Origin of the sequence: Nonomuraea sp. NPDC049480 (genome assembly GCF_044465905.1) — a bacterium.
Classification (GTDB): domain Bacteria; phylum Actinomycetota; class Actinomycetes; order Streptosporangiales; family Streptosporangiaceae; genus Nonomuraea.
On record NZ_JBITMD010000010.1, the window covers coordinates 90,617 to 116,018 of the forward strand.

The 25,402-nt window shown below is 68.4% G+C and carries 22 protein-coding genes and 2 riboswitches; of the genes, 17 read left to right on the forward strand and 5 right to left on the reverse strand.

Annotated features, from left to right (window positions below):
- Nucleotides 1-98: 98 nt before the first annotated feature.
- Nucleotides 99-746, forward strand: a complete 648-nt coding sequence (locus ACIBX3_RS27955; RefSeq protein ID WP_397121941.1) for a DoxX family protein — start codon at nucleotides 99-101, stop codon at nucleotides 744-746.
- A gap of 9 nt (nucleotides 747-755) precedes the next feature.
- Here ACIBX3_RS27955 and ACIBX3_RS27960 read toward each other — a convergent pair whose 3' ends face one another.
- A complete protein-coding gene (locus ACIBX3_RS27960) occupies nucleotides 756-2,075 on the reverse strand; it encodes an aminotransferase class V-fold PLP-dependent enzyme (RefSeq protein WP_397121943.1) in 1,320 nt (439 codons plus the stop codon).
- 44 nt (nucleotides 2,076-2,119) lie between these two features.
- Nucleotides 2,120-2,235, reverse strand: a riboswitch (SAM riboswitch).
- Nucleotides 2,236-2,348: 113 nt separating this feature from the next.
- On the opposite strand from ACIBX3_RS27960, the gene ACIBX3_RS27965 reads away from it, so the two are divergent.
- Nucleotides 2,349-3,101: a TerC family protein gene (locus ACIBX3_RS27965; RefSeq protein WP_397121945.1), complete on the forward strand. Its 753-nt coding sequence runs from the start codon at nucleotides 2,349-2,351 to the stop codon at nucleotides 3,099-3,101.
- On the forward strand, nucleotides 3,101-4,294 hold the full coding sequence (locus ACIBX3_RS27970) for a cytochrome P450 (protein ID WP_397121947.1): 1,194 nt from the start codon (nucleotides 3,101-3,103) through the stop codon (nucleotides 4,292-4,294). Before ACIBX3_RS27965 ends, ACIBX3_RS27970 begins: the two co-directional genes overlap by 1 nt.
- Before the next feature lie 75 nt (nucleotides 4,295-4,369).
- Here ACIBX3_RS27970 and ACIBX3_RS27975 read toward each other — a convergent pair whose 3' ends face one another.
- Nucleotides 4,370-5,332: an SAM-dependent methyltransferase gene (locus ACIBX3_RS27975; RefSeq protein ID WP_397121949.1), complete on the reverse strand. Its 963-nt coding sequence runs from the start codon at nucleotides 5,330-5,332 to the stop codon at nucleotides 4,370-4,372.
- 194 nt (nucleotides 5,333-5,526) lie between these two features.
- Here ACIBX3_RS27975 and ACIBX3_RS27980 point away from each other — a divergent pair, with 194 nt between their 5' ends.
- The 6 genes from ACIBX3_RS27980 (at nucleotide 5,527) to ACIBX3_RS28005 (ending at nucleotide 11,824) form a co-directional block, all read left to right on the forward strand.
- Nucleotides 5,527-5,748 carry a chaplin family protein gene (locus ACIBX3_RS27980; RefSeq protein ID WP_397121951.1) on the forward strand — a complete coding sequence of 74 codons (222 nt, stop codon included), beginning with the start codon at nucleotides 5,527-5,529 and terminating at the stop codon, nucleotides 5,746-5,748.
- A gap of 312 nt (nucleotides 5,749-6,060) precedes the next feature.
- A complete protein-coding gene (locus tag ACIBX3_RS27985) occupies nucleotides 6,061-6,951 on the forward strand; it encodes a Rossmann-like and DUF2520 domain-containing protein (protein WP_397121953.1) in 891 nt (296 codons plus the stop codon).
- Nucleotides 6,952-7,017: 66 nt separating this feature from the next.
- Entirely contained in the window at nucleotides 7,018-7,854 is an 837-nt protein-coding gene (gene panC, locus ACIBX3_RS27990; RefSeq protein ID WP_397121955.1) for a pantoate--beta-alanine ligase, read from the forward strand.
- Between the two features lie 20 nt (nucleotides 7,855-7,874).
- Nucleotides 7,875-8,384, forward strand: coding sequence for a DUF6624 domain-containing protein (locus ACIBX3_RS27995; protein WP_397121957.1), 510 nt, complete (start codon nucleotides 7,875-7,877; stop codon nucleotides 8,382-8,384).
- Between the two features lie 74 nt (nucleotides 8,385-8,458).
- Nucleotides 8,459-11,038: an L-aspartate oxidase gene (locus ACIBX3_RS28000; RefSeq protein WP_397121959.1), complete on the forward strand. Its 2,580-nt coding sequence runs from the start codon at nucleotides 8,459-8,461 to the stop codon at nucleotides 11,036-11,038.
- 3 nt (nucleotides 11,039-11,041) lie between these two features.
- Nucleotides 11,042-11,824 carry a type III pantothenate kinase gene (locus ACIBX3_RS28005; protein ID WP_397121961.1) on the forward strand — a complete coding sequence of 261 codons (783 nt, stop codon included), beginning with the start codon at nucleotides 11,042-11,044 and terminating at the stop codon, nucleotides 11,822-11,824.
- Between the two features lie 84 nt (nucleotides 11,825-11,908).
- On the opposite strand, the gene ACIBX3_RS28010 is transcribed toward ACIBX3_RS28005, so the two are convergent.
- Entirely contained in the window at nucleotides 11,909-12,388 is a 480-nt protein-coding gene (locus ACIBX3_RS28010) for a hypothetical protein (protein WP_397121963.1), read from the reverse strand.
- A 145-nt stretch (nucleotides 12,389-12,533) separates the two neighbouring features.
- On the opposite strand from ACIBX3_RS28010, the gene lysX reads away from it, so the two are divergent.
- Nucleotides 12,534-14,015, forward strand: coding sequence for a bifunctional lysylphosphatidylglycerol synthetase/lysine--tRNA ligase LysX (gene lysX / locus ACIBX3_RS28015; protein ID WP_397121965.1), 1,482 nt, complete (start codon nucleotides 12,534-12,536; stop codon nucleotides 14,013-14,015).
- Nucleotides 14,016-14,045: 30 nt separating this feature from the next.
- Here the strand turns inward: lysX and ACIBX3_RS28020 are convergent, their stop codons facing one another.
- Nucleotides 14,046-14,981 (reverse strand): NADP-dependent oxidoreductase, encoded by a 936-nt coding sequence (locus tag ACIBX3_RS28020; protein WP_397121967.1) that lies wholly within the window; start codon nucleotides 14,979-14,981, stop codon nucleotides 14,046-14,048.
- 80 nt (nucleotides 14,982-15,061) lie between these two features.
- Between ACIBX3_RS28020 and ACIBX3_RS28025 the strand changes: the two genes are divergently transcribed.
- A complete protein-coding gene (locus tag ACIBX3_RS28025; protein WP_397121969.1) occupies nucleotides 15,062-15,463 on the forward strand; it encodes a winged helix-turn-helix transcriptional regulator in 402 nt (133 codons plus the stop codon).
- 838 nt (nucleotides 15,464-16,301) lie between these two features.
- The gene (locus ACIBX3_RS28030; RefSeq protein ID WP_043615366.1) at nucleotides 16,302-16,514 is read left to right on the forward strand and encodes a LuxR C-terminal-related transcriptional regulator; all 213 of its coding nucleotides are present in this window, start codon (nucleotides 16,302-16,304) and stop codon (nucleotides 16,512-16,514) included.
- Between the two features lie 3 nt (nucleotides 16,515-16,517).
- Here the strand turns inward: ACIBX3_RS28030 and ACIBX3_RS28035 are convergent, their stop codons facing one another.
- Nucleotides 16,518-17,552: an NlpC/P60 family protein gene (locus ACIBX3_RS28035; RefSeq protein ID WP_397121971.1), complete on the reverse strand. Its 1,035-nt coding sequence runs from the start codon at nucleotides 17,550-17,552 to the stop codon at nucleotides 16,518-16,520.
- Between the two features lie 6 nt (nucleotides 17,553-17,558).
- Nucleotides 17,559-17,710: riboswitch (cyclic di-AMP (ydaO/yuaA leader) on the reverse strand.
- Between the two features lie 278 nt (nucleotides 17,711-17,988).
- Here ACIBX3_RS28035 and ACIBX3_RS28040 point away from each other — a divergent pair.
- The 5 genes from ACIBX3_RS28040 (at nucleotide 17,989) to ACIBX3_RS28060 (ending at nucleotide 25,059) form a co-directional block, all read left to right on the forward strand.
- A complete protein-coding gene (locus ACIBX3_RS28040; protein ID WP_397121973.1) occupies nucleotides 17,989-18,546 on the forward strand; it encodes an amino-acid N-acetyltransferase in 558 nt (185 codons plus the stop codon).
- Between the two features lie 98 nt (nucleotides 18,547-18,644).
- Entirely contained in the window at nucleotides 18,645-20,057 is a 1,413-nt protein-coding gene (locus ACIBX3_RS28045) for an RDD family protein (protein WP_397121975.1), read from the forward strand.
- Between the two features lie 111 nt (nucleotides 20,058-20,168).
- Nucleotides 20,169-20,657, forward strand: coding sequence for an RDD family protein (locus ACIBX3_RS28050; RefSeq protein ID WP_397121977.1), 489 nt, complete (start codon nucleotides 20,169-20,171; stop codon nucleotides 20,655-20,657).
- 513 nt (nucleotides 20,658-21,170) lie between these two features.
- Nucleotides 21,171-21,503: an Lsr2 family protein gene (locus tag ACIBX3_RS28055; protein ID WP_397121979.1), complete on the forward strand. Its 333-nt coding sequence runs from the start codon at nucleotides 21,171-21,173 to the stop codon at nucleotides 21,501-21,503.
- A gap of 1,054 nt (nucleotides 21,504-22,557) precedes the next feature.
- Nucleotides 22,558-25,059, forward strand: a complete 2,502-nt coding sequence (locus tag ACIBX3_RS28060; protein WP_397121981.1) for an ATP-dependent Clp protease ATP-binding subunit — start codon at nucleotides 22,558-22,560, stop codon at nucleotides 25,057-25,059.
- Nucleotides 25,060-25,402: the final 343 nt, after the last annotated feature.

Here is a 25,402-nt window from a genome sequence, read left to right on the forward strand (position 1 = left end):
TGAGTGATCCAGCGCGGGGGATGGTCAAGGAATCGTATGGAAACGCATCGTTACTTCGGACATGGGGAGGAAGCGGGGGAACGGGGGGAGAAAGCACCATGAAGAAGGTTCTGTTCGATGTCGCGGCTCTGATCGCGCGGGTGGCGACCGGCGTGATCTTCGTGGCTCACGGCTGGCAGAAGTGGCAGAGCGGCATCGGCGGCACGGCGCAGGGGTTCAGGGAGATGGGGATCCCGTTGCCCGAGCTCGCCGCCGGGTACGCCACCGTCGTCGAGACCATTGGCGGCATCTTCCTGATCGTCGGTCTGCTGGTGCGGCCGGTGAGCCTGCTGTTGCTGCTCAACATGCTGGGCGCGATCGTGTTCGTGCATGCGGGGAAGGGGATCTTCGTCGCCGCCGGCGGTTGGGAGCTGGCAGGCACGCTCGGCGCGCTGAGCCTGCTGTTCCTGGCGCTCGGCGGCGGGCGGATCGGGCTGGACGGGGTGTTCGGCTCGCTGTTCCGCCGGCGCTCGGGACGCCACACCGCTGAGGAGGAACACGAGACGACGGCCCGCGGCACCACGGGCGGGGCGGCCGGCGGCCCGCTGACGCCGGCGCAGTCCACCACACCCGAGCAGCCGAACGTGCCCAGGCAGCCGACCGGGCCCAGGACGGGCGCGAGCAACCTCAACGACGAGGACATGCGGGACATCGACGCCCTGGTCTCCGACGATCAGCCGGAGCACCGCAAACCGCCGAACCGGTAGGAGCCGGGCTCAGCGGGAGACCAGGTCCCGCAGCGCCTCGATCAGCCGGTCGACGTGCTCCTGCGTGGTCCCGATGCCGATCGAGGCCCGTACCGCGGAGGCCGTGCCGTCCGCGCAGCCGCCGTCGTTCTCATGGTCGCGCCCGCTTCCGCCTCCGTCGGGCGCTTCCAGGAGGTGCCTGACGAACGGGTGCGCGCAGAACTTCCCGTCGCGCACCCCGATGCCGTACTCGCTGGACAGCGCCTCGGCCACCTCGCGAGCCGGGTACCCGGCCACGGTGAACGACACGATGCCCACCCGCGGATGATCGTCCCCCCACAGCGCCAGCTCCCGCACGCCCTCGACCGAGGCCAGCCCGGACCGCAGCCGCGCCAGCAACCGCTCCTCCTCGCGCACCAGCGCCGTCCAGCCGGTGGCGGTGAGCGCGTCGCAGGCGGCGGCCAGCGCGATGGCGCCCAGCACGTTCGGGGTGCCCGCCTCGTGGCGCGGCTCGGGATCGTCGTGCCACTCCGCGACGTCCCCGACCGTACGCACCGCGCCCCCGCCCTTGAGGTACGGCTCCCCCTCGGCCAGCCAGTCCCCGCGCCCCACCAGCACTCCGGCGCCGAACGGCGCGTACAGCTTGTGCCCGGAGAAGGCCACGTAGTCCAGGTCGAGCGCGGTCAGGTTGAGCCGCCGGTGCGGTACGAGCTGCGCGGCGTCCACCAGGATGCGGGCCCCGTGCCGGTGCGCGATGTGGGCCAGGGCGGCGATGGGCCACAGCTCGCCGGTGACGTTGGAGGCGGCGGTGACGACGAGCAGCTTCGGCCCGTCGATCCCGGCCAGCGCCTCGTCGGCGGCGCGGACGGCCTCGCCGGGGAAGGCGGGCGGCGCCAGCCGTACGGACTTCGGCCAGGGCAGGAGCGAGGCGTGGTGCTCGGTGTCGAAGACCACGGTGGTCGTGCCGGCGGGCAGGCAACGGGCCAGGAGGTTCGTGGCGTCGGTGGTGTTACGGGTGAAGATCACGGCGTCGTCGGGCCGGGCGCCGACGAACGCCCTGACCGTGTGGCGGGCCTGTTCGTACCTGGCGGTGGTGAGCTGGGAGGCGTAGCCGGCCCCGCGGTGGACGCTGGAGTAGGCCGGGAGCGCGGCGGCGACGGCCGCGTTGACCGGCTCCAGACAGGGCGCGCTGGCCGCGTAGTCGAGGTTCGCGTAGCCCACCAGCCTGCCGCCCTTGACCGGCACCTGGAGGTCGGCGCCCAGCACCGCCGGGATCGGCCGGCTGCCGGCGTCAGGCACGCTCGGAGCGGCCTGGTCGGGGACGGAGCTGAAGATCGTCAACGTGGGCACGGCACATCTCCTCAGGGTCAGTCGGACCCCTGGAGCAGCCACGGAGCCCGCGCTTGCCCGCCACATCTCGTGACAGACCAGGTCTTCACCCGGGGCACCCCGCCGCGGACGCGAGGGTTGCCGGCCAGCTAGCCGGGGCTTGTCGCTGACACTCATGACCTACGTCCCGCACTATAACCCACGGCCGGTGACGTTTCGCAAGTCGCGAACTTTTGCACCCTTTGACTCGTTGCTACCGGAAACCCGTCAGTGACACGTCATGGAGGTATGCAGATGTTCGACTGGGTGGCCGACCCACAGATCTGGATCGGCTTCTTCACCCTGGTCTCCCTGGAGATCGTGCTGGGGATCGACAACATCATCTTCATCTCCATCCTGGCGGGCAAACTACCTCCGGAACAGCGGGACCGGGCACGCGTGCTGGGTCTGGCCGCGGCGCTGATCAGCCGGTTGCTCCTGCTGCTCGGCCTGTCCTGGGTGGTGCAGCTCACCGAGCCGCTGTTCTCCGTCTTCGGCCACGACATATCGGGACGTGACCTGATCCTGTTGCTCGGTGGCCTGTTTCTCCTGGCCAAGAGCGTCACCGAGATCAGCCACAGCATGGACGGCCCCGTGAGCAAGGACGGCAAGAGCGCCGCGGCGGTCTCGTTCACGTCGGTGATCGTGCAGATCATGATCCTCGACGTCGTGTTCTCGCTCGACTCGGTCATCACCGCCGTCGGCATGGTGGACCAGCTCGGCGTGATGATCGCGGCGGTCGTGGTGGCGGTGCTGGTGATGTTGTTCGCCTCCGGGCCGATCAGCCGGTTCGTGGACCAGCACCCGAGCATCAAGATGCTGGCGCTGGCGTTCCTGGTGCTGATCGGCGTGGTGCTCGTCGCCGAGGGCCTCGACCAGCACATCCCGAAGGGCTACATCTACTTCGCGATGGCGTTCTCGGTCGTCGTGGAGCTGCTGAACATCCGGATGCGCGGCAAGCACGCCAAGCAGGTCGAATCTGAAAGCAGTGCTCCTAAGATGAAATAGTGCGCTTTGATCCCTGGAATCCGGATTTCGTGGCCCACCCGTACCGGGTCTACGACGAGCTGCGGCGTGAGTCGCCCGTCTGCTACTTCGAGCCGACCAACCAGTGGCTGATCTCGCGCCACGCCGACGTCAACGCCCTGCTCAGGGACCGCCGCCTGGGGCGGTCGTACCTGCACGTGGCCACGCATGAGGAGTTCGGCAAGGAGCCCGAGCCGGAGTTCCAGGAGCCGTTCTGGCGGGTGATCAGGGCGGGCATGCTCGACGTGGAGCCGCCGGTGCACACCAGGCTGCGCCGGCTGGTCTCCAAGGCGTTCACGCCGCGCATGGTCGAGTCCCTGCGGCCCCGCGTGCGCGCCATCGCCGAGGGCCTGGTGGACACGTACGTGGAGAAGGGCGGCGGGGATCTGATCGCCGAGGTCGCCGAGCCGCTCCCGGTGACGGTGATCGCGGAGATGCTCGGCATCCCCGAGGGCGACCGCCACCTGCTGCGCCCCTGGTCGGCCCAGATCTGCGGCATGTACGAGCTCAACCCCGCCCTCGAGGTCCAGCACACCGCGGTCCGGGCGGCGGCGGAGTTCGCGGACTACCTCAAGTCCCTGGCCCGTGAGCGCCGGCACAGCCCCGGCGAGGACCTGATCAGCGCGCTCACCCAGATCACCGAGCTCACCGAGGACGAGCTGGTCGGCACCTGCGTCCTGCTGCTCAACGCCGGCCACGAGGCCACCGTGAACGTGACGGGCAACGGCTGGTGGTCGTTGTTCAGGAACCCCGGCGAGCTGGCCCGGCTGCGCGCGGACCGCTCGCTGCTGCCCACGGCCGTCGAGGAGCTGATGCGCTGGGACACGCCGTTGCAGATGTTCGAGCGGTGGGTGCTGGAGGACATCGAGATCCACGGCGTGACGATCCCGCGGGGTTCGGAGGTGGCGCTGCTGTTCGGCTCGGCCAACCGCGATCCGGCGGTGTTCGAGGACCCGGACCGGCTGGACGTGGGGCGGGTCGACAACCCGCACATTTCCTTCGGGGCCGGCATCCACTTCTGCCTGGGGGCGCCGCTGGCCCGCATCGAGCTCGTGGAGTCGTTCGGAGCGTTGCTGGATCGGGCTGCCGAGCTGGAGCTGCGTGAGGAGCCCGGTTGGAAGCCCGGCTACATCATCCGCGGGCTGCACGCCCTGGAGCTGGACGCCCGGGCCTGAAGGACTCGTCGCCGTCGAGGGCGGCTCACCGCCGCAGCCCGCGCACGGCATGGTGTGGCGAAGATCACACGATGTTCAGCGGCACTGGTCGAGCCACCCGAAGCCGCCGAGTCCCGCCGGATCGATCAGCTCGCCTTCCTCCGACGCCCTGGCAAGGGCCCGGAGGTAGCCGCGCGGATCGGTGCGGGCCAGATCGACGGGCGGCCGGGCTCCGAGGATCCCCAGGGCCCGCAGCGCGTCGCGTTGTGTGGACAAGGCTGTGGATATCGCGCCGGTCCGCCGCCCGGCCTCCGCGCACGCGTCGAGCGCGACATGGGCCGTGATATCGCAGGTCCCGTCAGGAATGGGGGTTACGACCGCGCCGTCGCGGTACCCGGTCAGCGTGCCGTATGGCGGCCGGTTATCCACAGGATGTGCATAATCGATGGCGATCGCTCGCCCCCTGGTGAGGCGCGTGACGACCGACGCCCAGGCCTCGTCGCGGGGGCGCCCGATCTCCGCCCGCGAGCCCACGCGGGACAGCGGCCACCACCGGTCCAGCCATTGCCGGTCCGCGGGCCGCAGCGGGCCGCCGAGGCGCTCGTCGCCCGTACGGGTGTTCACCAGGACCAGCCGAGGGCCGTCGGGTGTCTGCTCGGCCACGTCCACCGGGACGTTGTCGAGCCATTCGTTGGCGATGGCCAGGCCGGTGATGCGGTCGGGCAAGCCGCGGCGCCAGCCGATCCGCTCGGGAAGGCCCTCAGGCCGGGGGGAGAGGTCGACGGCCGTGACGCGCAGCCGGTCGCGCAGCGAGGGCTCGGCGGTGGCCAGCACCTGGGCGACCAGCCCGCCTTCGCCCGCGCCGATGTCGACGAGGTCGAGCGCCTCCGGCTTGCCCAGCTCGGCGTCCACCTGCCGGAGCAGCTCCAGCACCGCGTCGGCGAACGCCGCGGAGGCGATCACCGAGGTGCGGAAGTGGCCCGACGGGCGCTCGCGGAGGTAGAAGCCCTCCTCGCCATACAGCGCTCGCTCCGTCGCGGCACGCCACGTGAGCCACATGCCTTGGACTATCTCACGACTTTCGCCGGGCACACACAGTTATCTTCCGACTACTCTTGGTCGCGCAATTGCATTGCTGTTACTTTGCGTCATCAGGTGATCGCGCTTCGCCAACACCCATCTGGCGGATCGGATCGCTCTCGAGTCGAGCAAGCGCCCCGCGGCCCTGTGCCGCGCAACTGAGAGGAGCTCTCATGCTCAAGAAGACCCTGGCCGTGGCCGGAGTCGCCGCAATGTTGCCGCTGGCCGCCCCGGCCGCGCACGCCGTGGTCGCCGGCGGCGACGGCAGCGTGCTCTCGGGGAACCAAGTGCATCCTCCGGTCGGCACCCCGATCGACGTGTGCGGCAACGCCGTGGCCGTCATCGGCCACTCCATCGCCGGCTGCAAGGGTGGCGCCGGCGTGGGTCATCACTGACCAGTAGAAGAGCCCGGACCGGCGCGGTCCGGTCCGGGCCCCGGTCCTGGCCGGTCAGTCGGCGGATGAACCGGCCAGGCGCACCTCCAAGGGGTCACATCGATGCGGGCGTCGGGTCCGGCCAGGACTCGGCGCCCGCTGCCATGCGATGAACCCCTCTCCTCATCTCTTCCGACAGGGGGTGCACGATTTGTATGCCCTTGTCGCTTTTGTCGTTAACTCAACATGCGGCAAAGCACCGGTCACATCCGCAATGGGGAGAGGCCGTTACGCTGGTCGGCAGTCCCAAAAGGTCGACAGGGGTGTGACGTCATGGACGCAGGGGATCGCCCGGCCCGGCTGACTGTCGGCGTGCTCGGGGCGGGCAAGGTCGGCTCGGCTCTCGGTGCCGCGTTGGCGCAGGCAGGGCATCGGGTCGTGGCCGCGAGCGGCGTGTCCGACAACTCCCAGCGGTGGGCCGCCGACCGGCTGGGGATCACGCCGTCGCGGCCCGACGAGGTGGTGGCGGCGGCCCAGCTGATCCTGCTCACCGTGCCCGACGACGCGCTGCCCGACCTCGTCAACGGCCTGGCCACCACCGGGGCCGACCTCAAGGGCAAGCTGCTGGTGCACACCAGCGGGGCGTACGGGTTGTCCGTGCTCGACCCGGCGGCCAGGGCCGGTGCGCTGCCGCTGGCGCTGCACCCGGTGATGACGTTCACGGGGCGCGACGACGACCTCAACAAGCTGACCGGGATCTCGTACGGCGTGACCGCGCCCGACGCGCTGCGCCCCATCGCCGAGGCCCTGGTGATCGAGATGGGCGGCGAGCCGGTCTGGATCGCCGACGCCGACCGCGCTCTCTACCACGCGGCGTTGGCCGGGGCGGCCAACCACATGGTCACGCTCATCGCGGAGTCGCAGGAGCTCCTGGGACGCATCGGCGTCGAGCATCCGGGGCGGATGCTGGGCCCGCTGCTCGGCGCCGCACTCGACAACGTGCTGCGGCTGGGCATCGCCGGCCTCACAGGACCGGTCGTCCGCGGCGACGCCGGCACCGTGCGCAAGCATGTGGACGCGCTGATCCTGGCCGCTCCGGAGGCCGCCGACGCCTACATCGCGCTGGCCAGGCTCACGGCCGACCGGGCGCTGGCGGCGGGATTGCTCAAACCGGAGGAGGCGGAGCGGCTGCTCGACGCGCTGGGCGGCAACATATGGACATAACAGGCGAGGCGGCGTATGGCGACCGAGCCCGCCTCACGAAGTGAGGCCATCAACAGGGAGGGCGTTATGGAGCTGATCGTCGCCAGGAACCGGGAAGGCCTGCTCAAGGCGCGCACCGGTGGCGAGGTGGCCCTGGTGCCGACCATGGGCGCGCTGCACGAGGGGCATCGGTCGCTGATCAGGCTCGCCCGCACCCGCGCCGATCAGGTCGTGGTCAGCATCTTCGTCAATCCCCTGCAATTCGGGCCTACCGAGGATTTCTCCCGCTATCCGCGTACATTCGATGCCGACCTGGAGGTGTGCCGGGCCGAGGGCGTCGACGTGGTCTTCCATCCGTCCGCGGAGGACATCTACCTCCCCGACCGCCAGGTGAGCGTCCACTCCGGCCGGATGGGCGAGATCGTCGAGGGCGCCGCCAGGCCGGGCCACTTCGACGGCGTGCTGACCGTCGTGCTCAAGCTGTTCAACCTGGTCCAGCCGCACGTGGCGATCTTCGGGCAGAAGGACGCCCAGCAGCTCGCGATGATCCGCCGCATGGTCGCCGACCTCGACGTGCCGGTCGAGATCGTCGGCGCGCCCACCGTACGCGAGCCCGACGGTCTGGCCCTGTCCAGCCGCAACCGCTACCTGACCGCCGAGGACCGGCAGGTGGCGCTGGCGCTCTCCCGGGCACTCCACAAGGGCGCGGCCGAGCCCACACCGTCGAGGATCCGCGCGGCGGCCAGAGAGATCCTCGACGCGGCCGGTCCGCGGCTCTTCGTGGACTACCTGGTGCTGGTCGATCCGGCGACCTTCGCCGAGGTGGGCGAGTCTCACGCGGGCCCGGCGGTGCTCGCGGTGGCCGCCACGGTCGGCACCACGCGGCTGATCGACAACGTCACCCTGACCTTGAATCCCGCCTGAGGCGGATTACCGTCGGAATCATGACCGACGAGGAGTTACGGGACGAGCTGCTCCGGCGGATGAAGGTCGACCAGGCCATGCGCGACCCGGCCAAGGGCTTTCCCGGAGACAAGCGGCTGGCCCGGCTCCAGAAGTTCGACGAGGGCAACACCGCCTGGCTCTATTCCGTGGTCGCCACCCGCGGCTGGCCGCTCATCTCGCAGGTCGGGGCGCGGGCCGCGCGGGCGGCCTGGCTGCTGGCGCAGCACGCCACCTCCCTCGAGGCTCAGCGCCTCTTCCGCGAGGTGATGGCCGACGCCGTGGAGCGGGACGAGGCCTCGCCGCGCGATCTGGCGTACCTGGAGGATCGGGTACGCGTGCGCTCCGGCCGCCTCCAGCTGTACGGCACCCAGTTCCACGGCGGCGCCGACGGACTGGAGCCCATGCCGATCGAGGAGCCAGAGCTGCTGGACGAGCGGCGCGCGGCCGTGGGGATGGAGCCGTTCGCCGAGTATGAGGCGTTCATCAGGAAAACCGCGGGCGACGACTGAACCCCGGGGCATGGGCACGGCGCGGCGGGCGTTATCGTCATATTGACGAAATCGCCTCACGTGAGGAGACCCCAATGAGCGCACCGGCCATTCCCTTGCGGCTGACCGCTCCGGCGCCCGGCTGGACCGCCGAGGCCGACGTGGTCGTCGTGGGCTCCGGCATCGCGGGCCTGTCCGTGGCCCTGCGCCATGCCGAGCTGGACCCGGCCGCCAAGGTCATGGTCGTCACCAAGGACGTGCTGTCGTCCGGCTCGACACGCTGGGCCCAGGGCGGCATCGCGGCCGTGCTGGATCCGCGTGACACACCCGAGGAGCACCTGAACGACACGCTGCTCGCCGGGGTCGGCCTGTGCGACATGCGGGCGGTGCGGACGCTGGTCACCGAGGGGCCGGGTGCGCTGCGGCGGCTGATGGCACGTGGCGCGCGGTTCGACCGGACCCCCGACGGGGAGCTTGAGCTGACCAGGGAGGGCGGGCACCGGCGCCGCAGGATCGTGCACGCCGGCGGTGACGCCACGGGCGCCGAGGTCCAGCGGGCGCTCGTCGAGGCGGTGCGCGCCGCCTCGATCGAGGTGATCGAGCACGCGCTGGTGCTGGATCTGCTCAAGGACGCCAGGGGCCGGGCCAGGGGCGTGACGCTGCACGTCATGGGCGAGGGCGCGCGCGACGGCGTAGGCGCCGTGCTCGCCAGGGCGGTGGTGCTGGCCACCGGCGGCATGGGCCAGGTGTACGCCGCCACCACCAACCCCGTGGTCTCCACCGGCGACGGGGTCGCTCTCGCGCTGCGCGCCGGGGCCGTGGTGCGCGACATCGAGTTCGTCCAGTTTCACCCGACCGTGCTCTGGCTCGGCCAGGGCTCGACGGGGCAGCAGCCGTTGATCTCCGAGGCGGTCAGGGGCGAGGGCGCGGTCCTCGTCGACCACGACGGCAACCGGTTCATGACGGACGTGCACGAGCTGGCCGACCTGGCGCCGCGCGACGTCGTGGCCAAGGCGATCATGCGGACCATGCGCACGACCGGCCGCGACCATGTCTATCTCGACGGTCGCCACTTCGGCAGGGAGAAGTGGGAGACCCGCTTCCCGACGATCTACGCGGTCTGCCGCGAGCACGGCATCGACCCGGCGACCGAGCCCATCCCCGTGGCCCCCGCCGCCCACTACGCCAGCGGCGGCGTCCGTACGGACCTGCGCGGCCGCACGTCGATCGACGGCCTGTACGCCTGCGGCGAGGTCGCCTGCACCGGCGTGCACGGCGCCAACCGGCTGGCCTCCAACTCCCTGCTGGAGGGGCTCGTCTTCGCCGAGCGCATCGCCGAGGACATCCACCAGGTACGCCCGTCGCCCGGCGAGCCCGTCGAGGGCCACGCCGCGATCGGGCTCGCGGACCCGCGGATCAGGCCCAGGATCCAGGCCCACATGAGCATGGGGGCGAGCGTGCTGCGCAGCCGCGAGTCGCTGCTGGCCACCGCCAGGGCGCTGCGCGACGCCCGCTGGACGCCCGTCTCGGTGCCGCCGTGCACCGAGTCCTGGGAGACCACGAACCTGCTCACCGTGGCCACCCTGCTCGCCGGCGCGGCGGCGGCCAGGCTCGAGACCCGCGGCTCACACTGGCGCGAGGACCACGACGAGCGTGACGACGACGAATGGCTGGGCCACCTTGATGTCACCCTGACGGAGGAAGGCCCCCGCATGACGTACACACCGCACGGTGACGCGACTTCAATGGCCTCACTCCGTGAGGCCGGCTCGGCCGCTCCTGATGCCGCAGCAATGCCGCCGGACCTGGCGCAGGAGCTCACGGCCGCCGGGCTCGACCCGGCCGAGGTCGACGCGCTGATCGACCGGGCGCTCGCGGAGGACCTGCAGGAGGCGGGCGACGTGACCAGCCTGGCGACCATCCCGGCCGGGCAGCGTTCGGCGGGTGACGTGGTGGCCCGCAAGGACGGCGTCGTGGCGGGGCTGGCCGTGGCCGAGGCGGTGTTCGTCCGGCTGGGCGCGGGGCGTACCGAGCGGCGGGCCAAGGACGGCGAGCGGGTCAGGGCGGGTGACGTGCTGATGACGGTGGAGGGCCCGACGCGGGCCTTGCTGACGGCCGAGCGCACCGCCCTCAACCTGCTCACGCACCTGTCCGGGGTGGCCACGCTGACCGCCAGGTGGGTCGAGGAGATCAGTGGCACGGCGGCGCGCGTACGCGACAGCCGCAAGACGCTGGCGGGGCTGCGGGCGCTGGAGAAGTACGCGGTGCGCTGTGGCGGCGGGGTCAACCACCGGATGTCGCTGTCGGACGCAGCACTGATCAAGGACAACCACGTGGTGGCCGCCGGTGGCGTGGCCGAGGCGTTCCGTGCGGTGAGGAAGCGGTACCCCGATCTGCCCATCGAGGTGGAGATCGACCGGCTGGACCAGCTGGAAGCGGTGCTGGACGAGGGGGCCGAGGAGATCCTGCTCGACAACTTCACGATTGAGGACACAGCTCGCGCCGTACAAATCGTGAAATATCGGGCGAAAAACAGGGTTGCGCTTGAAGCCAGCGGGGGATTGACCCTGGAATCGGCCCGCCCTGTGGCCGAAACTGGCGTTGACTACCTTGCGGTGGGAGCGCTAACGCATTCGGCGCCGGCCCTGGACATCGCACTTGATCTGCGGGGGTAATTGATGCTGCTCACGATCGACGTCGGCAACACGCACACGGTGCTGGGGCTGTTCGAGGGCGAGGACGTCATCGAGCATTGGCGGCTGGCCACGGACGCCCGCCGCACCGCCGACGAGATCGCGGTCGTCCTCCAAGGGCTGCTGGCGCAGTCGCCGCTGCTCAAGGGGGCCGACATCGACGGCATCGCCATCTGCTCCACGGTCCCCAGCGTGCTCAACGAGATGCGTGAGATGACCCGCCGCTACTACGGCGACGTCACCGCGGTGATCGTGGAGCCGGGCATCCGCACCGGGGTGCCCGTCCGCATGGACAACCCCAAGGAGGTCGGCAGCGACCGCATCGTGAACGCGCTGGCGGCCATCGACCAGTACGGCGGCCCCTGCGTCATCGTCGACTTCGGCACCGCGACGTCGTTCGACGCGGTGTCGGCCAAGGGCGAGTACGTCGGCGCGGTCACCGCCCCCGGCATCGAGATCTCGGTGGACGCGCTGGCCGCGGCCGGGGCGCAGCTGCACAAAGTGGAGCTGGTCAGGCCGCGCTCCGTGATCGCCAAGAACACGGTGGAGGCGCTGCAGGCCGGCATCATCTACGGCTTCGCGGGCCAGGTGGACGGCATCGTCGAGCGCATGACGGCCGAACTGGCCGACGACCCCGACGAGGTGACCGTGGTGGCCACCGGCGGGCACGCGGCGCTGGTGGTGGGCGAGTCGCGCTCGATCGACGTGCACGAGCCGTGGCTGACCCTCATCGGCCTGCGCCTGATCTACAACAGGAACGTCGCATAGCCGGATCCGCGGAAACACCTCACATAAGACAAGCGGCCCCCCGCTCGGGTAAGGGGGCCGCTTGCGTATATGACCGCGTGAGGATTACTCGCTCTCGACGGTGTAGAGGTGCTGCCAGTGGCCGCACTTCTTCGGGTAGTTGCCGTGCAGGTCGATCTGGCAGACCTTCGCCCGCAGGCCGTAGACGTCGTGCTCCTGGAAGTGGAAGGGCTTGTAGCCGGGGAAGCCGCAGTACTTCTTGTAGTAGGCCGGCGACCAGTCGTAGTCGGAGTCCATGGTCTCGAACTTCACGAACGCGCACTTGCCGCCCTCGTTGTAGCTACGGTTGTCGCGGTCGTAGAGCTTGCCCCAGACGTGGACCTCGTTGGACTCGCCGTCGTGGTCCCAGTTGACGCTGACCTTGCCGTGGGCCTTGGCCAGACCGTGCTTGGAGTAGACCGGGCCCCAGTGCTGGGAGTAGTCGTCGTAGTCCGGCGAGCTGGCGTGGGCGGCGACCGGAAGCGACAGGGCCAGCGCCGTGGTCGCGGCGACGGCGAGGGCGCCTGTCGCGATCTTCTTCAACATGTTCTCTCCTGAAGCTCCCCTGGGCCGGCTCCCTGCCGGCTCCCCCCTGAGCTCGTGAGATATTGATAAGAGAGTTCTCTTGCAACGTTCCTGCAGAGGACCGACGAGCCCTTGCAGTTCGCCGTATCCCCTACTCTTTGTTGATGTGAGCGACGAACTTCCCGAGCAGATGCGCATCCGGAGGGAGAAGCTCGACCGCCTTCGCAGCGAAGGCGTCGACCCTTACCCGGTGAGTTTCCCCCGTACGGCGACGAACGCCGAGGTCAGGGAGAAATACCAGGGCCTGGAGCCCGACGCCGCCACCGGTGACACGGTCGCGGTCACGGGCCGCGTGATGCTCAGCCGGGTGGGCGGCAAGCTCTGCTTCGCCACGCTCAGGGACGGCGAGGCGGACCTGCAGGTCATGATCTCGCTGGACAAGGTCGGCGAGGAGTCGCTCGCCCGCTGGAAGCGCGACGTCGACCTGGGCGATCACGTCGGCGTGGTCGGCGAGGTCATCACCTCGCGCCGGGGCGAGCTGTCGATCCTGGCCGACAGCTGGCAGATCACGGCCAAGTGCCTGCGCCCGCTGCCGGAGAAGCATCTGGGCCTCACCGACCCCGAGGCCCGCGTACGCCAGCGCTACCTCGACCTCATCGTCAATGACGAGGCCAGGAAGATGGCCCGCATCCGCAGCGCCACCGTGCGCGCGGTGCGCGACTTCTGGCACGAGGAGGGCTACCTCGAGGTCGAGACGCCGATGCTGCAGCCCATCCACGGCGGCGCGACGGCCCGGCCGTTCAAGACCCACATCAACGCCTACGACATGGAGCTCTACCTCCGCATCGCGATCGAGCTCTATCTGAAGCGGCTCGTGGTCGGCGGCATCGAGAAGGTCTTCGAGGTCAACCGCAACTTCCGCAACGAGGGCGCGGACTCCACGCACAACCCCGAGTTCACCATGGTCGAGGCGTACGGCACCTACCTCGACTACAACGACATGGCGGACCTGACGCAGCGGATGTACCAGAAGGCCGTCATGGCCGCCCTGGACACCACCGTGGTCGTGCACGACGGGGTCGAGGTGGATCTGGGGGGCGCCGCCTGGCCCAGGATCCCGCTCTACACGCTGGTGTCCGAGGCCGTCGGCGAGGAGATCACCACCTCCACCACCCTGGAGGAGCTCCGCAAGATCGCTGACCGGCGCGAGATCCACTGGGACCCGAAGTGGGGTTCAGGCAAGCTCGTGCAGGAGCTCTTCGAGGCCCTGGTCGAGCACACGCTCGTCCAGCCCACATTCGTCATGGACTACCCGCTGGAGACCTCGCCGCTGGCCCGGCTGCATCGGGACAACCCGCTGCTGACGGAGAAGTGGGACCTGATCGGCTTCGGCACCGAGCTCGGGACGGCCTATTCGGAGCTCAACGACCCGATCGACCAGCGCCACCGGCTGACGGAGCAGTCGCTGCTCGCCGCCGGGGGAGACCTCGAGGCGATGCAGCTCGACGAGGACTTCCTGACGGCGCTGGAGTACGCGATGCCGCCGACGGGTGGCATGGGGGCCGGCATCGACCGGATGATCATGGCCTTCACCGGCAAGAACATCCGCGAGACGATCCTGTTCCCCCTGGTCAAGCCCACCCACTGACACGTCGGCGGCAGGGCGCGCGTACCCCGGTCAGGGGACGAGGACCAGACGGCCGCGGACGCCGCCCGAAGCCACCCGGGCGTGGGCGTCCGCGGCCTTCTCCAGCGGGCACACCTCCGCCACCCGCAACGTCAGCCGCCCGGCCTCCACCAACCGCACCACCTCGCCGAGCTGATCGGCGTCGGCACGGAAGAACACGGTGGCGACGTCGATCCCGCGCAGGCCGACCGGAGCGACACCGGCCGACAGCGCCACGAACGCCCCACCGTCCCGCACCGCGTCGAGCGCCGCCAGCCCCAGCACGGCCGCGTCCACGGCGGCGTCCACACCTCCAGGCACGCGTTCCCGCACTGCCGAGGCCACGGACTCACCGCGTGCCACGAACCACTCGGCACCCAGCCCCCGTACGAATTCCTCGTCCCCGGCCCCCGCCACGGCCACCACCCGGGCGCCCCGCAGCGCGGCCAGCTCCACCAGGTACCCTCCGACGGCCCCGGCCGCCCCCGTGACCAGCAGCGTCCGCCCCGGTCCCACTCCGGCCCTGTCCAGGGCCTGCCAGGCGGTCAGCGAGTTGAGCGGGATCGTCGCCGCCTCCACGGCCGGGACCCCGCGTGGTGCCCGCGCCACCGCCTCCGCGTCGAGCACCACGTACTCGGCCTGCGCCTTCGTGGGCACCTCCAGCCGCGCGGCGAGCCCGATCACCTCCTCGCCCACCCGGAAGACGGCCCCGTCGCCCACCTGGTCCACGGTCCCGGCCGCGTCGAAACCGAGCCCGTACGAGTCCAGTCGCCGCGCCACGCCGTAGTCGGCGAGCGTCCCCGCCGCCACGGCGAGATCGAAGGGGTTCACCGCGGCCGCGGCCACCCTGATCCGCACCTGCCGGGGTCCTGCCTGCGGCAGCGGCACCTCCACCAACTGGGGAGCGCCGGAGCCGCCGATGAGTGCACGCATGGTCGTCTTCGTCATGCCTGCGACCCTAGGAAGAGTTACTCTCTTCTGGAAAGAAGGCACCTGGAAGTGCGTAACAAACCGTAAGGAGCGAGCGGATGGCCACGAAGACGGCGGCGGAGCGGCGCGAGGTGGCCAGGCAGGCGTTCGACGCGTACTTCTCCCAGTGTCCCTCCAGAAAGCTGCTCGACCGCCTCAGCGACAAGTGGGTCACGCTGGTGCTCACCGCGCTGGAGCGGGGGCCGTGCCGCTACAGCGATCTGGCCAGGCGCATCGCGGGCGTCAGCCAGAAGATGCTCACCCAGACCCTGCGTGGCCTGGAGCGGGACGGCCTGGTCACCCGTACGCTCACGCCCTCGGTGCCGGTACGGGTGGACTACGAGCTCACCCCGCTGGGAGAGAGCCTGATGCCGCTGGTGGCCGCGATCAAGAGCTGGGCCGAGGCGCACATCGAGGATGTGGAGCAAGCCAGGGAGCGCTACGACGCCGTCAGCGCCTGAGCCGCGACGGCAGCCCGGCCGTGCCCGCCTGATCGCCAGGAGGCCGCGGAAGTAGCCGCGAAACTCCCTTCCGGCCCGGCCGGTTTCCGATACGAGTTCGTCTGTAAGCATCGGGTCAAGGCCGTGCGCAAGAATTTCACTCCAGCCGCGAAAGCGTTCCTGATCCTTCGGAGGCACTCCGAGTATTTCGGTGATGACCATGATCGGCAGCGGATAGGCGAATGCTGAAACCAGGTCCGCCTCATCCGGCGGCGCGCCGATCAGTTCGGCGGTTATCTCTTCGATGCGGGGGCGTGGCCGTTCGAGCACGCGCGGTGTGAACGACTTGCTCACCAGGGCACGCAGCCTGGTGTGGTCGGGCGGGTCCGTCCGCAGGAACGACTCGACCGGCTGACCTGCGTCTCTTCTGGCCAGCGGGTCGGATCCATGCCCGAAGCGGGGGTCGGGGAGCATCGCTCCGCAATGCTCATGGGTGGTGACAACAAGCAATCCGGCACAGGTACGGAAGACCGTGCTCCGCGCGCTCATTTCGCGATAGCACGCGTACGGTTCACGCGGGAAATCCGAATCGTAGGGATCGAAGCCGAGAACGTCGACCGGGCCCATCGACGGCGGGTACGATGCGCCGGGCTGATCAATGAGATCGCTCATCACGCGCCACGGGTCCCGTCACCATATGGCGAGTACGTCACATATAAGGGATCATGTCAATAGCGTTCGTCAAGGGAGGCGATTATCACGCTTGACGACCTTTCCTGGATGCGTTTACCGTCTGCGAGACGAGCGGCTTCGGCCCGTTGTGCGGTCCGATTTCTGCTGTTGGGGGGGAGGGCTCCCGATGGATGTGCTCACTGAAGGCGTTGAGCTGAGCCATGCGGATCTGGCGTTACTGGCGGAGCTTGCCAAAGGGGTTACGGTCGATCGAGTGGGTAGACGTCTGGATATCAGCGGACGGACGGTACGCCGGCGGTTACGGGGCATCTGCGACCGCATAGGCGTGGCCACGGCCATCGAGGCCGTGGCCTGGGCAGCTCGCCGCCAGCTGATCTGACGATCAGTCGGCGATGCGCACCGCGCCGGCGTACGGCCGCCTTTCGATCGACGCGACGCGCACGACATCACCCGTCCGGGGGGCGTGCACCATCATGCCTCCGCCCAGGTAGATGCCGACGTGGTGCAGATCGCTGTAGAAGAACACGAGGTCGCCGGGGCGCAGCTCGGACTTGGAGATGTGCCGTCCTGCGGTCCACTGGTTGCCGGTGTAGTGCGGCAGCGAGATGCCCACCCGCTGGAAGGCCGCCATCACCAGGCCTGAGCAGTCGTAGGAACTGGGGCCCTCGGCGCCCCAGACGTACGGCTTGAGCTGCTGCGTGAGCGCCCACCTCGCGGCCTGGGCCGCCTTGCCGTTGCCGGGGATCGGCAGGTTGATCCGCACAGCGCGGCTGCCGGACTGGCCGGCCTCGCCCATGGCGCGCCTGAACAGATTGCTCTCCGCTTTGCTCACCAGTTTGGTGATCTTGTCCCGCTTGGTGTCGAGCTCGTCGACGATCTTCTGCAGCTCCTCCATGCGCGTCTGGGCGCCCGCCTTCGCGCGGGTGGCGGCGTCCATGGCCTTGGCGAGCTGGTTGAACTCCTCGCCCTGCTCCACCTCCAGCGCATACGTGGTGGCGGCCTGGTCGAGGAACTTCTCCGGATCCCCTGAGGAGGTGAACGCCAGCGCCCTGCTCAGGCCGCCGGTCATGTACGCGTTCTGGGCGAGCAGGACGGCCTTGGCGCGCTTGGCGGCGAGATCGGCCTCGCTGTCCGCCAGCGTCTTCTGGGCGGCGTCGGCGGCCTTCTGCGCGGTCTTGTACTTCTCCCGCTGGCCGTTGTACTGCTCCGTCAGCGTCTCGATCTCGACATGCAGCTTCTCGACCTGCTCGGAGAGATCCTTGAGCGAGGGCTTCGGGTCGGCGGACGCCGGACCCATGGGGATTGCGAACAGGAGCGCGGCCACTGTGACGCCTGCCACACCTAGGCGGCGCCAGGCTCGTTCCGGAGGGCGGGCGTTCGTGCCCGCCGACTTCTCCCCACGGTTCTTGCGCTTCACCAACCGAGCTCCTCTCATTGCCGCCTACCGGGTTAGCTGACGGGTTCGGGCCGGAGCAGCCCTACCGAAGAACTCGGATTCACCCCAATGGTGGCGTTCGGAGGGTCGCCACCGGCGGGTCCCCGGCTCCCCTTACGGGAATTGGGCGTGTCGCCCGCGCGCTACACGCGGGGAACGTTGTCGCTGGACACTAATGCACTCCGGGTTCGTGCTCAACCAGAACTGCTCGATCTGTAGAGGTTTCACAACTGAAGGGTCACGGGGTGATCTCGTGATCTATCGTGCAGAACAGACTTTATGTCCTCTTTGTCCTCGGTTCTGCCGTGGGCCCAGGAGAGACCGAGCCCAGGCCTGGGTTGACCGTGACATGTCACAGGATGGGGCCAGACGTGGGAGTTAGGGCCGAGCCGTAATGACATCTGTACTCTGGAGAGCCATGGAGCAGGTGGCCGAACTGACAGTGCCCGAGACCGCGGTCGTGGTCCGGCGTGCCCGCACGCCCGACGTACGCATGGTCCGGCGCCTGGTCGACACCTACGCGGGCGCGGGTCCCCGCCTCCTGGAGAAGACCACGGTGACGCTGTACGAGGACGTACAGGAGTTCTGGGTCGCCGAGTTGGACGGGCGGGTCGTCGGCTGCGGCGCGCTCCACGTCCTGTGGGAGGACCTCGCCGAGGTCCGCACGGTGGCCGTCGACCCCGAGTGCCGAGGCAGAGGCGTCGGCCATCGGATCGTCTCGGCGCTCATACAGCAGGCGAAGGATTTGGGGCTGCAGCGTGTATTCTGTCTGACTTTTGAGGTCGACTTCTTCGCCAGGCACGGCTTCCGCCCGATCCAGGGCACGCCGGTCTCACCCGAGGTCTACGCCGAACTGCTGGCCTCGTACGACGAGGGTGTCGCGGAGTTCCTCGACCTGGAACACGTGAAGCCGAACACCCTGGGCAACACCCGCATGCTGCTCCACCTGACATCGGGTGACGCGGACCTTGACTAGATGGAAAGGTGATTGTTGATACCTATGTCGATACGTTGGGCAGCACAGGGCATGTGTCCTGACACGTGCCACATGCGCACTCGAAGCGAGGTGACACGGTGAGCACCGGACAGCCGCCGTATCCACAGGACGAATCCGGCGAGAATTCTGCGCCCGGCAATCCCCACTACGGGCAGCAGAACACGGGCCGCCACCCTGGCGAGCCCGATCCCGACGCGACTGTGGTCGGCTACCGGGCGGACGACCCCTACGGTCAGCAGCCCCAGTACGGTCAGCAGGGCTATGGGCAGCAGCAACAGCAGTACTCCCAGCCCCAGCACGGCCAGCAGCAGGGCTACGGCCAGCAGGCTCAGTCCCAACCCGACTACGGCCAGCAGCACGGCTATGGCCAGCAGCAGGGTTACGGTCAGCAGGCGCAGTCCCAACCGGACTACGGCCAGCAGCAACCGGGCTACGGTCAGCAGGCACAGTCCCAACCGGACTACGGCCAGCAGCACGGCTATGGGCAGCAATATGGTTCGCAGCCGCAGCAGGGCTATGGGCAGCAGCCCCAGTCCCAGCCCGGCTACGGCCAGCAGCCCGCCTCCGGGCAGTACGGCGCTCAGCAGGAGGGCTACGGTCAGCAGCCGCAGTCCCAGCCGGGCTACGGCCAGCAGCAGGGTTACGGTCAGCAGGCTCAGTCCCAGCCCGACTACGGCCAACAGCAGCCGGGCTACGGCCAGCAGCCGCAGTCCCAGCCGGGCTACGGCCAGCAGCCACAGTCCCAGCCCGGCTACGGCCAGCAGCAGGGCTACGGGCAGCAATATGGTTCGCAGCCGCAGCAGGGCTATGGGCAGCAGCCCCAGTCCCAGCCCGGATACGCCCAGCCGCAGTATGGTCAGCAGCAGTACGGCGACCAGCAGCAGTACGGTCAGGGCCAGGCCTACGGGCAGCCGCAGCAGGCCGCCTACGGGCAGCCGGGCTACGGCCAGCCCTACGGCCAGCCGGTCGGGATGCAGCCGCCGGGCGCGCCGGCTCCGCTGGCGGAGTGGTGGCAGCGGCTGGTGGCGAGGATCGTCGACGGAGTCATCTTCGGCATCGCCATGGTCGTGCTGACGGCCATCTTCACCGCCGTCCTGCTCGCGAGCTACAACTCGGCCACTGGCGCCTCCACGGGCCTGATCGGCTCGTTCGTCCTCGGCATCATCATGGCGATCATCATCACGGTCGTCTATGTCGGCTACGACTTCCTCATGCACAAGATGAGGGGTCAGACGCTTGGCAAGATGATCATGGGCATCAAGGTCGTGCAGGTCGGCGGGACGGTGCCGCAAGGCGGCATCCCCAACGACGTGGCACTCAAGCGGGCGGCCGTGACGTGGGGCGGCTATTTGCTGTACTGGTTGCCCCTCGGACCCGTGCTCGCCGGCCTCGTCTGCGCCCTGAACGGCGCCTCCATGCTGTGGGACAAGCCCCTGCAGCAGACGTTCGCCGACAAGTTCGCGCAGACCGTGGTCGTGAAGATCAAGTAGTCCACGCGAAGCGTAAACATAGGGGCCGGCTTCCCGCCGGCCCCTATGTTTTGTCCCCCGGGCCGTACCAAAATGATGAAGACCGCACACCGATGACGTGAGGTGGAGGTTATGGCCGGGACGTCGCCGGGGGCGGACGCGCTGCCGGCGGAATGGTGGGAACGGCTCGCCGCCCGGCTGATTGAAGCGCTCGTCTTCGGGGTCTTCTATTACATTCTGTTCATCGCGCTGTGGGGCATCTTCCGAACTGTCGGGATGCTGGACGTGTTCGACGGCCGGCTGCCCGGCGTGTGCGCCTGGTTCGGCGCGGGACTGGCTTATGCCTGCTACGACTGGCACGCTCATTCCCGGCACGGCCGGACGTTCGGCAAGGCGATCATGCGGATTCGCCTGGCGCCGCGGAAGCTTCCGCCGGGGGCGGCGCTGAAACGAGCGCTCGTCTATCCAGGGCCGCTCGTGCTCATGGGCATTCCGGTCGTCAATCTCCTGGCTGGAATGCTGCTGTTCGGCGTGGGCCTGCTCATCCTGATCGACAAGCCGCTGGAGCGCGGGCCGCACGACAGGCTGGCCGGAACGCGTGTGGTTAAAGATCTTAGGTGAGGCTTGGCACGCCTGCCGCCGACGCCTTATCGCAAAATTTTTCGGTTGATCCGGTAAGGAGCCTGGAGAGACTGGCATTAGGCTATGGGGCGTCCGGGTTGCCGGATGTTGGTGCCCCTGCACGCGCAGGGCATCTGTGTGCCGCTATGGTCGGGTGCGGGCGGTAGCCGCCCTCGTGCTGCATGGGGGCCGCGCTCCTCCAGGCCGCGCAGAGGCGCTTATAGCGCCGCCGAAACCCCGCTAGCCGTGGAGGCGAGGACGAATGGAAGCCCTAACAGACGTATTGTCAGCGCTCATCCCACCGGCCGTGGTCGCCGGAGCGTTCATCTTTGGGCTAGTGAAGTTCCTCCGATCGGACGCCGCCGGGCGGCGTCCTAAGGGGCAGGAGCCCGCCGAGAAGCAGAACTGATCGGCCAGTCAGCCGAATCCCCGCTGTGCTGAATTGTCTCAGCGCCTTTCCGGGTATATGTTTGGGCAGGCGAATGAAACAATGCCCGCGAAAGGATTGCGTACATGGCCAAGCAGATCCAGGAGATTCTCATCGATGACCTCGATGGGGGCGAGGCCAATGAGACGGTCAGCTTCGCTATTGACGGCTCGTCCTATGAGATTGACCTCAGCGACCTTAACGCCAAGAAGCTGAGGGACGCGCTCACGCCTTTCGTGCAGAGCGCGCGCCGGGCGGGCGCCGCTTCCACGCGTCGTCGTGGTCGCGGTGGCAACCGTGCGATGAGCCGCGAGAAGAGCTCCGAGATCCGTCAGTGGGCCAAGGCCCACGGGCTCCCGGTCAGCGAGCGAGGCCGGATCGCCTCCACCGTCGTCGAGAAGTACGAGGCGGCCCACTGACAGAGTCGACTCTCGACCATGCGCTTATGCCGTTCGCCTTGGACCCCGGCGACCGCCATAAGCGCATGATCGTCTCCAGGGTATTCCGAATGCTGGAACACCCGGAGGGTGATCTCTGACAGTCCATATGCGGGCGTTTTGGCCATGTGCCGAGGCCCGTGCCTGGCGCTGTTTCGTCGGCGAGCGCCCGCATATGTGAAGGTGTCGCGCTGCGCGTGCCCGAATGGGATTCCCCGCGCGTGGCCCGTTCCGTGAGAGCGGCGCTTGCGGATGGCGGAGCGACGATGCCGGCGATGTGGCGGGCATTGCCCGGATCCGCCGACGGAACGTAAGTGTGGATCCGCTACTTGTGGCGGCCCGCAGAACACGGTCCACCATACGTTGAATGAGGTATGCGGGTCTCCCCGTGCGCCGCGGAAAACCAGGGATCTCTGTTGAGAGTGGCCCTAATCCGCGATCTCGACTCCCGCCCGTGTGGCGCCGGGCAAAACCCGCTCCCCAGGGCATGTGCCGCACAATGCCGCGCCTCCACGTGTGCGCGCCTCCGCGAATCGCGTGACTCGTTGGACAGTCGTGCCTGATGGGATCGGGTAACCGGGCTGACCGGATGAGGATTTGATGAGAGTGCGGTAGGTGCCGTTCCATGCTCAGGGCGTAGTGCGCGCACTTGGCCAACCATTGCATGGGGACATAGGATGATTGCGTAACAGATACGGACGCGAGCATCGGAAGATGCGCGGGGGAAGGGCCGTCACGGCGGTCGCCGGCCCCGAAGCGTCCGAGTGGCCATCCGTGTTGATCTGCGTACGCCGCGGGCGGCAATTTAGTGTCGCCTCAGTGATGCGGCCTAAACATCGTTCGCTTGCGGCGTATCGGGAACACGTCACCCCCGAACAGTAGTTGGATGGAGGGTGAACGCCCTGCTCTCGGGGAACGTCTCTGCTATAGAGCGTGTCAGCGGCGAGTGGGCACGGTTCGCCGAGCCAGGGCTAGCATGCGGGATGACGGGACCGGATTTACCGGCCTGACTGACCGCTCTGTGAGGAGCGACGAGATGTTCGAGAGGTTCACCGACCGAGCGAGGCGTGTTGTCGTCTTGGCCCAAGAAGAGGCCAGGATGCTCAACCACAACTACATCGGCACTGAGCACATTCTTCTTGGTTTGATCCACGAAGGTGAGGGCGTTGCCGCCAAGGCTCTGGAGAGCCTGGGCATCAGCCTTGAGGGTGTGCGCCAGCAGGTCGAGGAGATCATCGGCCAGGGCCAGTCGGCTCCGTCGGGGCACATTCCCTTCACCCCGCGGGCCAAGAAGGTCCTCGAGCTGTCGCTCCGTGAGGCTTTGCAGCTGGGTCACAACTACATCGGCACCGAGCACATCCTGCTCGGGCTCATCCGCGAGGGTGAAGGTGTGGCAGCCCAGGTGCTGGTCAAGCTTGGAGCCGATCTCAACCGTGTCAGGCAGCAGGTCATCCAGTTGCTCCACGGATACCAGGGCAAGGAGCCGGCCGCGGCGGGCGGCCCGCAGGAGGCGGCACCGTCCACGTCCCTGGTGCTCGACCAGTTCGGCCGCAACCTGACCCAGGCGGCCCGCGAGGGCAAGCTGGATCCGGTCATCGGCCGCGAGAAGGAGATCGAGCGGGTCATGCAGGTCCTCTCCCGGAGGACCAAGAACAACCCCGTTCTCATCGGCGAGCCCGGCGTCGGCAAGACCGCCGTCGTCGAGGGCCTGTCGCAGAAGATCGTCAGGGGCGAGGTGCCCGAGACGCTGAAGGACAAGCAGCTCTACACGCTTGACCTCGGCGCCCTGGTCGCCGGCTCCCGTTACCGCGGCGACTTCGAAGAGCGCCTGAAGAAGGTGCTCAAGGAGATCCGCACGCGCGGCGACATCATCCTGTTCATCGACGAGCTGCACACGCTCGTGGGTGCGGGCGCCGCCGAGGGCGCGATCGACGCCGCCAGCATCCTCAAGCCGATGCTGGCCCGCGGCGAGCTGCAGACGATCGGCGCGACCACGCTCGACGAATACCGGAAGTACCTCGAGAAGGACGCCGCGCTGGAGCGCCGGTTCCAGCCGATCCAGGTGGCCGAGCCCTCGCTCAGCCACACGATCGAGATCCTCAAGGGTCTGCGCGACCGCTACGAGGCGCACCACCGCGTGTCCATCACCGACGACGCACTGGTGGCGGCGGCGCAGCTGGCCGACCGCTACATCAGCGACCGCTACCTGCCCGACAAGGCGATCGACCTCATCGACGAGGCCGGGTCCCGGATGCGCATCCGCAGGATGACCGCTCCGCCGGACCTGCGCGAATACGACGAGAAGATCGCCAACGTGCGCCGCGACAAGGAGTCCGCGATCGACGCGCAGGACTTCGAGAAGGCCGCTGCCCTCCGCGACCAGGAGAAGCAGCTGCAGCTCAAGCGTGAGCGCCGGGAGAAGGAGTGGAAGGCCGGCGACATGGACGTCGTGGCCGAGGTCACCCAGGAGCTCATCGCCGAGGTCCTGGCGACGGCCACCGGCATCCCGGTCTTCAAGCTGACCGAGGAGGAGTCGCAGCGGCTGCTCCGCATGGAGGACGAGCTCCACAAGCGGATCATCGGCCAGGACGACGCCATCAAGGGTCTGTCGCGGTCCATCCGGCGCACCCGCGCCGGTCTGAAGGACCCGCGCCGTCCCGGTGGCTCGTTCATCTTCGCGGGTCCCTCCGGCGTCGGTAAGACCGAGCTGTCCAAGGCTCTGGCGGAGTTCCTCTTCGGTGACGAGGACGCGCTGATCAGCCTGGACATGTCGGAGTTCATGGAGAAGCACACCGTCTCCAGGCTGTTCGGCTCGCCTCCCGGCTACGTCGGCTACGAGGAGGGCGGCCAGCTCACCGAGAAGGTGCGGCGCAAGCCGTTCTCCGTGGTCCTGTTCGACGAGATCGAGAAGGCCCACCCCGACATCTTCAACTCGCTGCTGCAGATCCTGGAGGACGGTCGCCTGACCGACGCCCAGGGTCGGGTGGTCGACTTCAAGAACACGGTCATCATCATGACCACCAACCTCGGCACCCGGGACATCTCCAAGGGCATCGGGGTCGGGTTCGCGAAGTCCAACGACGCCGACTCCAACTACGACCGGATGAAGTCCAAGGTCCAGGAGGAGCTCAAGCAGCACTTCCGGCCCGAGTTCCTCAACCGTGTCGACGACATCGTGGTCTTCCACCAGCTGACGCCGAACGAGATCATCAAGATCGTGGATCTGATGCTCCACCAGGTGGACCTCAGGCTGAAGGACCGCGACATGGGGCTCGACGTCTCGCCCGAGGCCAAGCAGCTGCTCGCCGACCGGGGTTACGACCCGGTCATGGGCGCTCGGCCGCTGCGGCGGACGATCCAGCGCGAGCTGGAGGACTCCCTGTCGGAGAAGATCCTTTACGGTGAGCTCCGGCCGGGGCAGGTCGTGAAGGTGACGATCGAGGGTGAGGGCGACAACGCCAAGTTCATCTTCCGGGGCGAGACGGCCTCGAAGATCCCGGACTCGGCGGCCGCCATCGCGGCTCCGATCCAGCACTGACGGCCCCTTCTCAGCGAAGCCCCCGTGTGGATCACCACACGGGGGCTTTCGCGTGCTCGGGTCCCCTGAGCGCGTTTGTGCTCATCGTGTGGGCTCCCCTGGACAAAGTGGTCCTGCGGCCGCGGTGCGCGCCCTAGGATGCCTTCTCGCGCCCCTGAGCCGTCTTTTCGCACGACCGGCCGTACCTGGCTCATCTCTGCTCGCCAGATGGGCACTAATCCGGATATAACCGGCAAAAAGGGCAAAGTGATTGGAATGTGGTCGTTGCGTAATTGTTGGTTAGGCGGGTATACCACCACCGCAAGTAGTACTACACTGCGTAGAGCTTCGCCAAGTCTCATCC